This window comes from Yersinia sp. 1252 StPb PI, from assembly GCF_048593885.1.
GTDB classification, from domain to species: domain Bacteria; phylum Pseudomonadota; class Gammaproteobacteria; order Enterobacterales; family Enterobacteriaceae; genus Yersinia; species Yersinia enterocolitica_E.
On record NZ_JAZGQE010000379.1, the window covers coordinates 1 to 1,277 of the forward strand.

Genomic DNA, 1,277 nt, shown 5'->3' on the forward strand with positions numbered 1-1,277 from the left:
CGTGGAAGACATTGTTATTGTAGGTGCCAAGAGAACAGCCATAGGTTCATTTCAGGGCGGACTGTCTACTGTCCCGGCTACTGAATTAGGTACTACCGTTATAAAAGACTTACTATGTACCTATAAGATTAAAGCTGAAGATATTGACCAAGTTATTATGGGGCAAGTATTAACCGCGGGTTGTGGTCAAAACCCTGCACGTCAGGCTGCATTAAATGCTGGTCTGCCAAATGATGTTTGTGCGCTAACTATTAATAAAGTCTGTGGGTCAGGACTTATTGCAATACAATTGGCTGCTCAGGCTATCCGCAATGGAGATGCTGAAATAATTATTGCCGGAGGGCAAGAGAATATGTCTCTGTCACCACATATTTTATTGTCCTCACGTCAAGGAACTCGTGTTGGTAATAGTAATATCGTTGATTCAATGGTTAATGACGGATTAACGGATGCCTATAAGGGCTATCATATGGGGATCACCGCTGAAAATGTTGCTAGTCAATATAATATTTCGCGTGAGGACCAAGATACATACTCAATACTGTCTCATCGCAAGGCACTGACAGCAATTGAAGAAGGGAAATTCAAAGCTGAGATATCACCTGTTATCGTAATGCATAAAAAAGGCTCACAGGTTATTGATACTGATGAAGGGCCAAGAGTAACTGAGCCTGGCAGGCTAGCAAAGTTAAAACCCGCATTTGATTCTCAAGGAACAGTAACGGCTGGCAATGCATCTTCATTAAATGATGGTGCCGCTGCAGTCATTGTTTGTAGTGCCAGTAAAGCCAAAGAACTGGGGTTGATACCTTTGGTGAAAATTTCTGCTTTCGCTAATACAGGTATTTGTCCCTCAATCATGGGTGTTGCACCCATTGCAGCAATTACTCAGTGTTTGGATAAGATCAATAAAGATATTTCTCAGATAGATCTCTTTGAATGTAATGAAGCTTTTGCTGCACAGTCGTTAGCCATTAAAAGGGCATTAGCTATCCCGAAAGAGAAGATCAATATTAATGGTGGTGCGATTGCCTTAGGACATCCGATTGGTGCTTCAGGTTGCCGCATTTTGGTTTCACTTATCTATCAACTGAGTGCTCGTAATCTAAAAAATGGAATCGCGGCGTTGTGTGTCGGTGGTGGTGAAGGTTTAGCAATGGCAGTGACACGATTATAGCTACATATATTAAATATCTTTCTGCCTTGATTTTATATTAGAGACTCTTATCTAAGTGAATCGCTGAATCTAAATCTGACTATTGTAGTGAGTTATTATA

Annotated in this window: 1 protein-coding gene; it reads left to right on the forward strand. The window is 40.9% G+C overall.

The window, feature by feature from the left end:
* Position 1: 1 nt before the first annotated feature.
* Positions 2–1,177: an acetyl-CoA C-acetyltransferase gene (locus V2A85_RS23760; protein ID WP_372559523.1), complete on the forward strand. Its 1,176-nt coding sequence runs from the start codon at positions 2–4 to the stop codon at positions 1,175–1,177.
* The last annotated feature ends 100 nt before the right edge of the window (positions 1,178–1,277 follow it).